The 7,893-nt window shown below is 46.8% G+C and carries 7 protein-coding genes; all 7 read right to left on the bottom strand.

The genetic code is table 11. The features are described from left to right. Window positions 1–480: 480 nt before the first annotated feature. A complete protein-coding gene (locus RO21_RS03785) occupies window positions 481–1,734 on the bottom strand; it encodes a heme biosynthesis protein HemY (RefSeq protein WP_047976464.1) in 1,254 nt (417 codons plus the stop codon). A 17-nt stretch (window positions 1,735–1,751) separates the two neighbouring features. Then, entirely contained in the window at window positions 1,752–3,125 is a 1,374-nt protein-coding gene (locus tag RO21_RS03780) for a uroporphyrinogen-III C-methyltransferase (protein ID WP_047976463.1), read from the bottom strand. Window positions 3,126–3,150: 25 nt separating this feature from the next. Continuing rightward, on the bottom strand, window positions 3,151–3,903 hold the full coding sequence (locus RO21_RS03775) for a uroporphyrinogen-III synthase (protein ID WP_047976462.1): 753 nt from the start codon (window positions 3,901–3,903) through the stop codon (window positions 3,151–3,153). A gap of 3 nt (window positions 3,904–3,906) precedes the next feature. Next, entirely contained in the window at window positions 3,907–4,833 is a 927-nt protein-coding gene (hemC, locus tag RO21_RS03770; protein WP_047976461.1) for a hydroxymethylbilane synthase, read from the bottom strand. Window positions 4,834–4,973: 140 nt separating this feature from the next. After that, on the bottom strand, window positions 4,974–6,155 hold the full coding sequence (rlmD, locus tag RO21_RS03765) for a 23S rRNA (uracil(1939)-C(5))-methyltransferase RlmD (protein ID WP_047976460.1): 1,182 nt from the start codon (window positions 6,153–6,155) through the stop codon (window positions 4,974–4,976). A gap of 75 nt (window positions 6,156–6,230) precedes the next feature. Beyond that, window positions 6,231–7,655: a sodium/pantothenate symporter gene (panF, locus tag RO21_RS03760; RefSeq protein ID WP_047976459.1), complete on the bottom strand. Its 1,425-nt coding sequence runs from the start codon at window positions 7,653–7,655 to the stop codon at window positions 6,231–6,233. Further along, window positions 7,655–7,885, bottom strand: a complete 231-nt coding sequence (locus RO21_RS03755) for a YhdT family protein (protein ID WP_047976458.1) — start codon at window positions 7,883–7,885, stop codon at window positions 7,655–7,657. The genes panF and RO21_RS03755 overlap by 1 nt, the downstream gene beginning before the upstream one ends. Window positions 7,886–7,893: the final 8 nt, after the last annotated feature.

The following is a 7,893-nucleotide window of genomic DNA, read 5'->3' as shown; positions in this document are numbered from 1 at the left end:
TGGCGGGTTTAAATCGTGAAAAGAGCCATTTGAGGCTTGTAAGGTAGCCTAATAGCTTTGAGCAATACCAATCTGAGGGGCTGATTTTCCATAAAAAGCTCCTTGGGTGTAGGATAATTTCGATAATAGAGAGGAATGTCAAAGATTGTCAATATCAGTCAATCTGTTTGATTACCCTTTAGACAACAGAGCATTTAAAGACAATTTAAACAGCCTTAAATCCCACCGATAAATTTCTTAGTTTTAGTGGTTTTTAACATTGGTTGTCAGCCTTATTCATTATAGGAGGACTTTTTATTTCTACCCAACGCTTATTAGGCTCTTTGATTCCATACGTAAAGCGTATGGTTTTTATAGCTAAACTTTCGTCTAGTTATAATAAAAAGCTGACTTTGAAAAACTCAAAATCAGCCTTTATATGTTAATTAGCTTCTAGAAAAATAAATTCTAATTATTTTAAGGTAATCAATACAATACCTATTATTTCTGCTCAATAGTTTCCGGTAAGGATAAAATTTCTTCCACTGGTTTTGCCTCGACTTGTACCTCTTTGAGATCTTCTTCTTTCAGGCGTTGAGCAAGCAGGTTATCGTGGGTTTGTTCCGCCACATACAGTGCCATAATGCGATCTTTCTGGACGCACTCTTGGTGATCGAGTAACTGTACAAAATAGCTCTTCGCTTTTTCAAACGCATTTTGGCGGGTATAGAGATAGCCCAGCGCTCTGGCGTAATCATCGCTGTAATGCTCTTTCGCTTTTTGTCCCCGTTTTTCTAAGACTTTCAGTAACTTACTACCGTCATCGACTTGCAACGCGGTAAGTTGCTCGAAAAACGGTGCAAGTTGTTCATCATCAAATTTCTTGACGGTTTCCAACGCAATTTGCTCTGCCGATTCGTGATCTTCCGTTGCGATTAAATGTTTAACCAATGTGGCACGCAGAGGAACGGAACGGAGACGGCGGCTCGGTTGGTTATCCCACCATTTCAGTAAGCCTTCTTGCCCTTCTTCATTCATAATTTCATCAAGCAAGCCTTCATTCACTTGATTTTCTAATGCCTCATACTCGGTCGCAGACAAGAAATTACGCTGACCGATATGTTCTAACACATTATCAAGTGCTTTATATGCTTTCGATTTTTGGTAAATATCAATCGCAAGACGCAAGCCGTCAGTATTATTCGGTGCAAGTTCAAGCAAACTGTCCACTGCACTGCGGGCTGCCGGTAATTTGCCTTGTAGCAACAAAATACGGGTACGGGCAAGTTCAACCGCCACATTATTCGGGCCGGCAATTTTGGTTGCCTCAATAAGATATTTATTGGCGGTTAAATCATCGCCTTTTTGTTGTGCCGCCTCTGCCGCCTTAATAAAGTTTAAAATAGGCTCATCAGAGTGCTTCGCATTTTTTCCGATCAATTTCTCGGCTTTAGCATAATCGCCTTCGGTCATTTTCATCAAGCCTTCGAGGGTTTGTTGCTGCGCTTTGCGGCGTTTCCGATTACCGAACCAATGGTAAGAACCCCGGCTTAATCTCACAAAGCGGGAAATCACCCATTCCAAGAGATAAATGACTGCCATTGCAGCGGCAAAAAAGACCACCAACATCACAAGACTCATCTCGATCACGGTGCTGCCGGCTTCAATTCTGACATAGCCCTGATGACCGGCAAGATAAGGCGCACCAAGCATTCCCGCCAGCACCAAAAGCATTAAAAAGAGTACACGAAACATAATCCTATTCTCCCTTGTTATTGCTGCTCGGTTTGAGCGGGCTGCTCAGCCGGTTTTTCCGCAGCAGGCTCGGCGGCTTTTTCCGTTTGCCCCGCTGCCGTTGGCTCAACCGCTAACTCCGCCAGTGATTTATTTTCATCTAACTGGATTTTCTCGACCGCTTTCGGCGTTTTATTCAGCAGCTGATCGAGCAAAGTCAAACTTTGCAAACGGGTCGGCGCATCTACATAAATCGATTGTTCGATCAAATCGTCAATCTCTTTTAAGAATGTTTTGACATTGCTATTTTTCACCTCAAAATAGCTTCTCACCCAAGTGCTAACGGCTTCAAGGGACTGTTTATACAGTTCGTTTTGCTGGCGTGGCACGGTTAAAATGGCAATTTGCAAACGCAGGCGGATATTTTCCCGCAAATAAATTTCCTGATTTGGCGCAACAAAGACCTTATCGTTTACCGCGCCTTTATCGCTAACACGAATAAAATGACTCAAAAACGAATTGGCGCTTTTCTCTAGGTTTTGCTGCCAATCTTCTAGTGAACCGCTGACCTCGCCGTTGTCCGCTTTGCTATCTTCAACATCAACCAACGGCATATCGTCCACTAAGTTTGCCAGTTGAGACAAACGTTGCATTAAATTGTTTTGATCAACATTATTGACACTGGCTAATTGAGCGAGATCGTTTTTAATTGCCTCACGCACCGCCAATACGCCCTTTTGATTGACTTGGCTCAACACATTATCCGCTTCAATCAACAGGCTTTTCGCCGTATCAATATCATTATCCAACACCATTTTACGCAAGGCGTTATTCAACAGAAAATCCGCATCGGATAATAGCCATACCGAAGGTTCAACAGTCGGGTTTGAGCCTAATTTTTGAATTTGGGCTTGCAACTGCTGAATTTGCTGCGTGTAAGCCGTTTGGGCTTTTTCAAGTTGTTCGACTCGTGCCAACGATTGCTGATAATCACCGACTAATTTCGCAATTTGGGCTTTTTCCGCTTCAAAACTCGGCAGTTCTACCGCCGTTTGCAGCGGCTGATTTTGCATCGCTTTCTGTTCCACGGCTTGCAACTGCGCCTCAACTTCGGCAAATTTTCTATTGGCAAAGAAATGCCCTGCCCCACCAATACCTAGCGCAATCAATAACGCTAAGACGGCAATGCCTTTGCCGCTGGATTTTTTCTCTTTCGCAGGCATTGGCTTTGGCGGCTCATTCGTGTTTTCCGCCTTATCTGACGTTGAAGCGGTCGGTTCTTCTACTTTTTTTGCAAAATCCTCCGCCGATTCAACCGCTTGTTCTGTTTGTGCGTCTTGGTTATCAGATACAAGCGCCACGTCTTGTTCGCTTTGTTCGCTGATATTTGGTTGTTTTCTCTGTTTTGACATAGTTCCCACCTGTTTTCAGTTAAATTTATCGATTTGCGTTTAGCATTTCAAATAAACTATGATTATCCGCTTGATTGGAAATCAAGATGTTTTCCGCCTGCCAACCGAGCTGGCGGGCAATCGCTGCTCCCCGTTTGCCGACCACGACTAATCGGCACGCTTTCAGCCACGCCTGTTCGGTTTCGGCGGTTTGCTCGGCTAAAAACGTTAAAATATCGCCGCTGGTTGCGATAATCGTATCAATGCCCGCCCGTTTCGCCAAACTGAGCCGTTCGGCTAAGTCGGTATCTAATTTCATCCGTTGATAACATTCAATAATTTGAACATTTGCCCCGCGCTGTCGGGCTTGTTCGGCAAAAAACGCCCGTCCGCTGTCCGCCCGTAAAATTAACACGGTTTTGCCGGCTAAATCCTGCATTATGGGTAATGCCAACAAGCCTTCACTATTTGCTGATTTTAACGGGTAACGCACCGCTTGTTCGCTACGGGCGGCAAAATGCTGTGCCGTTCCCTGCCCTACCGCAAAATAGTGCAGATCCGAACGCCATTTAAAGCCGGTATGTTTTAAGGTATCATCAGCAAAATCCACCGCATTTTTTGAAACCGCAAACACATAATCACCGCTATTCAAGCGGGATAATGCCGAAGGCAGTTGTGATAGCTCACGCCCCGCTTCAAGCCGAAAAAGCGGTTGATGAATGGCAAAAATACGCTGTTTTGCCAACATTTCCACTAATTGTTCGCCTCGGCTGTCCGGACGTGTAACTAATACGTTCATTGTTTAATCCTGATAGACTTCCGCCAAAATGCGATCCGCCCCTTGCGCAAGCAGTTGTTCGGCAACGGCTTCACCTAATTGTACTGCCTGATCGATACGCCCTTGCCCGCCGGCTCTAATGATAGTTGAACCGTCTAATGCCCCGACCAACGCATCGAGCTGAATGTCCTCGCCGTTTAATCGGGCAAAACCGCCGATCGGCACTTGGCAGCCGCCTTGTAAACGGGTATTCATTGCCCGTTCTGCCATCACACACGCCGCCGTTGCGGGGTGGTGTAAGACGCTCACATAATTGAGAATACGCTCATCGTTGAGGCGGGTTTCAATTCCCACTGCACCCTGCCCTGCGGCGGGTAAAGATTGTTCGATCGGAATAAAACTGCGGATACGCTCGGCTAAACCTAATCGGATCAGTCCGGCTGCGGCAAGGATAATCGCATCATATTCGCCATTGTCCAATTTGCCTAAGCGAGTGCCGACATTGCCCCGCAACGATTTGATCTGTAAATGCGGATACGCCGCCATTAACTGACACTGTCTGCGTAAGCTAGATGTTCCCACCACTGCGCCTGCCGGCAACGCCGCCAAGCTCGCATATTGGTTGGAAACAAACGCATCTCGCGGATCTTCACGCTCGCAAATCACCGCCAAGCCTAAACCTTCGGGGAAAAACATCGGCACATCTTTCATTGAGTGAACGGCAATATCGGCTCTGCCTTCCAGCAAAGCTAACTCCAATTCTTTGACAAATAAGCCTTTTCCGCCAATTTTGGCAAGTGGCGTATCTAAAATAATATCGCCTTTGGTAACCATCGTTACCAACTCAACGACTAAGTTTGGAAAATGCTGTTCTAACGCCTGTTTCACAAAATTCGCCTGCCATAATGCCAACGGGCTTTGGCGGGTTGCAATTCTCAATGTCTCTGTCATTATGCCGATTTCTCAAAAATAAAATGCCGTTATCCTACCACTTTTTCCGCAAACTACCAAAAACCTTCTTGTAAAGCGGCAGCATTTTCTGGTTTATCCTTGGCAAGCGGTCTGTTTGCGTGCTTTTCTTGCAAATTGCGCTACTTTTTCACAAAGAGCGAGATAGATTCCAAATGGGCGGTATGGGGAAACATATCGATCATCGCACACTTCGCCAAGCGGTAACCGTCCTGAATCAGCTTCTCCGCATCTCGAACTAGCGTTGCCGGATTGCAAGAGACGTAAACAATGCGTTCCGGTGCAAGACGGCACAAATGTGCCAACGCAAAATATGCCCCCTGCCGAGCCGGATCAAGCAGTACTTTATTAAAAGGCTGTGCCGCCCACGGCTGATCGATAAAAGACTGATCAAGATCCGTTTGGTAAAATGCCGCATTGCTGATGCCGTTACGTTGCGCATTTTCACGGGCTTGCGCCACCATTTTTTCATTAAGATCGGCATTGATTTGGATAAAATCCCGAATTGAAAAACCGAGTTTCAAGCCGTTAATGGTGTAAAAAGGCGGTTCGCCGTACCACTGCTCAAGCTGATCTTTATCCGTCATCACAAACAGCATTAGATGATAATGCTCGGCAAACGCCAGCAAATGTGTTCGATCTGCCTCTTTCAATTCGCCAATATGACGGAGCAACATTGCGACACCGTTATCCGCCCGTACCAGCTCAATATGCCCGACCGCCTTTTTCTGCTGCCAAGCGGCAAACAGCCGCTGTAACGGCGGCAATAGTGCCGCTAATGCCGGTTCTAACACATCGCAATCTTGCAGCGGAATAATTGCGTGTGAGTTGGCTTGGCGAAAGCCGATCACGAGTTGACCTTTTTCCCACATTACGCTGAACTTCGCTCGTCTGCGATAACGGGCGGCATTGCCCGCCAGCATCGGTTCACACACAATCGGTTCGGCTTGTAATGTTTGCAAACGGCGAAAAAGCGTGCTTTGTTTGGTGTCCCGTTGTAGCTCGATCGGAATATGGCGCATTTGGCAGCCGCCGCATTGGTGATAAACGGCACAATGCGGATCTTGGCGTTTTGCAGATTTTTGAATAAATCTAACCGCTTGCGCCCGCCCGTATTGGCGTTTTTCCTCCAGAATATCGGCATCCACCACTTCATCGGGCAGCGCATTTTCAATAAACCACGTTTTGCCGTTTAATTTCGCTACGCCCAACCCCTGATAATCTAAGGCTTGCACAGCAAAACGTTGTAAAGCGGTCGGTTGAGCCACTTTTTTTGCACGTTTATCAGAATAAAAAAGAGCCATTTTTCCCTTAATAATCCATCTATTGAAAAGTGAAAGGACACGCCGAGCGTGCCCTTAATCCTTCATTTTTGGCGGTTACGCTTTTTTGCCGAACAGGTTACCGATCAAAAATGCCACTAAGCCGATCACTAATGCCGGCACAATTGTGTGGAAATTGAAGATCTTAATCCCGAAGCTCGTCAGTAACACATAACTTGCCAAGCCGCCGATCATTGAGCACAGCGCCCCTGTCGCATTTGCTTTTTTCCAGAACAGTCCGAACACAATCACCCAAAGGAAAGTCGCTTCCAAACCGCCCAATGACAATAAATTCAACCAAATCAGCATATCCGGCGGGTTGATCGCTGCAAATACGAGCAGTACGCTGATAGAGAGTGTCGTGAGGGTTGAAAATAGCTTGATTTTACCTTCATTATCCATTGCTTTCGGGCGGATAGCCAAATAGAGATCTTTAATCAGTGTCGAAGATGATTGAATCAGCAGTGAGTCAATGGAGGACATTATCGCCGCCATTGGTGCGGCTAAGAAAATCCCTGCAATGACCGGTGGCAGCACTTGCAACATCAAGGTTGGAATCACTTGATCCGCCACTTTGAGATCCGGCAACACGGCACGTCCTAACGCACCGGCTAAGTGCATACCGAACATCAGCAAAATGACCACAATCGTACCGATAATCAACCCGCGGTGCAGGGCTTTGCTGTCTTTGTACGCCATACTTCTCACCGCAAGAGGCGGCAAGCCGATCAGCCCGAAGCAGACCAATACCCAAAACGAGGTCATAAAGGTGAAATCCAGCGGGCGTTCGTCAATCCCGTATGGTTCAATCAGTTGGGGGTTGATCCCTTGTAGCTGGGCAATCGCATTTTCCACACCGCCGGTCGCATAAATCACCCCGCCTAATAGCAGCAATGTGCCGACAATCATCACCAAGCCTTGAATGGTGTCGGTTAAAACCACCGCTCTAAAGCCGCCGATAAAGGTATAAAGCCCCACGGTAACTGCAAAAATCAAAATAGCGGTTTGGTAGGAAATGCCGAGCGTAGTTTCCAACAGCCTACCCGCCCCGATAAATTGCACCGTCATCATCGCAAAAAACGAAAGTAGCAATGCCAAACTGGAGAGCCACACCACTGCACGATTTTGGTAGCGGGCAAACAGAATATCGTTAATCGTTACGCTATTGGTTTGGCGGGCAAGTATCGCTAACTTTTTGCCGACGACCCCTAAGGTAAGCAACACTGCCGGCGCTTGAATCATCGCCAACAACACCCAACCCAAGCCGTATTTATAGGCTGCCCCCGGCCCGCCGATAAAACTACTCGCCCCGACATACGTCGCCGCGGTGGTCATCGCTAACACAAAGCCGGACATTGAGCGCCCGCCGACATAGTATTCGGAAATAAAACTGCCGCCCTGCCGTTTGCGATAGGCATAAAACGCCACGCCGAACACAAAAACTAAGTAAGCAATCAGAGGGAATATTAATTGTGTATTCATTATTCGTCTCCCTCTAACTCAATCTCTTGGAAAATTGTTTTAATCACCAAGCTGACCAACAAAATGAACACCAACGGCAAATAGACGCAAGCCAGCTCAAACCAAAGCGGAAAGCCGAGCCAGCCTTGCCCGTTCGGCGAAAAATAGGCACAGCCGACCCAGCCGATCACATAAAACAGCGTCAGCCAAAGCGTCCAGATCACCTCTCGGTGAATTTGTGAGTGTTTCATTGTTTCCT

Origin of the sequence: Muribacter muris (assembly GCF_001038205.1) — a bacterium.
Lineage (GTDB): Bacteria > Pseudomonadota > Gammaproteobacteria > Enterobacterales > Pasteurellaceae > Muribacter > Muribacter muris.
This window is presented reverse-complemented; position numbering and strand designations above follow the sequence as displayed.

What these genes read in the sequence shown, in the direction of transcription:
- RO21_RS03785 (WP_047976464.1), bottom strand. Translation starts at nt 1,734, where the DNA reads ATGTTTCGTGTACTCTTTTTAATGCTTTTGGTGCTGGCGGGAATGCTT.
- RO21_RS03780 (WP_047976463.1), bottom strand. Translation starts at nt 3,125, where the DNA reads ATGTCAAAACAGAGAAAACAACCAAATATCAGCGAACAAAGCGAACAA.
- RO21_RS03775 (WP_047976462.1), bottom strand. Translation starts at nt 3,903, where the DNA reads ATGAACGTATTAGTTACACGTCCGGACAGCCGAGGCGAACAATTAGTG.
- hemC (WP_047976461.1), bottom strand. Translation starts at nt 4,833, where the DNA reads ATGACAGAGACATTGAGAATTGCAACCCGCCAAAGCCCGTTGGCATTA.
- rlmD (WP_047976460.1), bottom strand. Translation starts at nt 6,155, where the DNA reads ATGGCTCTTTTTTATTCTGATAAACGTGCAAAAAAAGTGGCTCAACCG.
- panF (WP_047976459.1), bottom strand. Translation starts at nt 7,655, where the DNA reads ATGAATACACAATTAATATTCCCTCTGATTGCTTACTTAGTTTTTGTG.
- RO21_RS03755 (WP_047976458.1), bottom strand. Translation starts at nt 7,885, where the DNA reads ATGAAACACTCACAAATTCACCGAGAGGTGATCTGGACGCTTTGGCTG.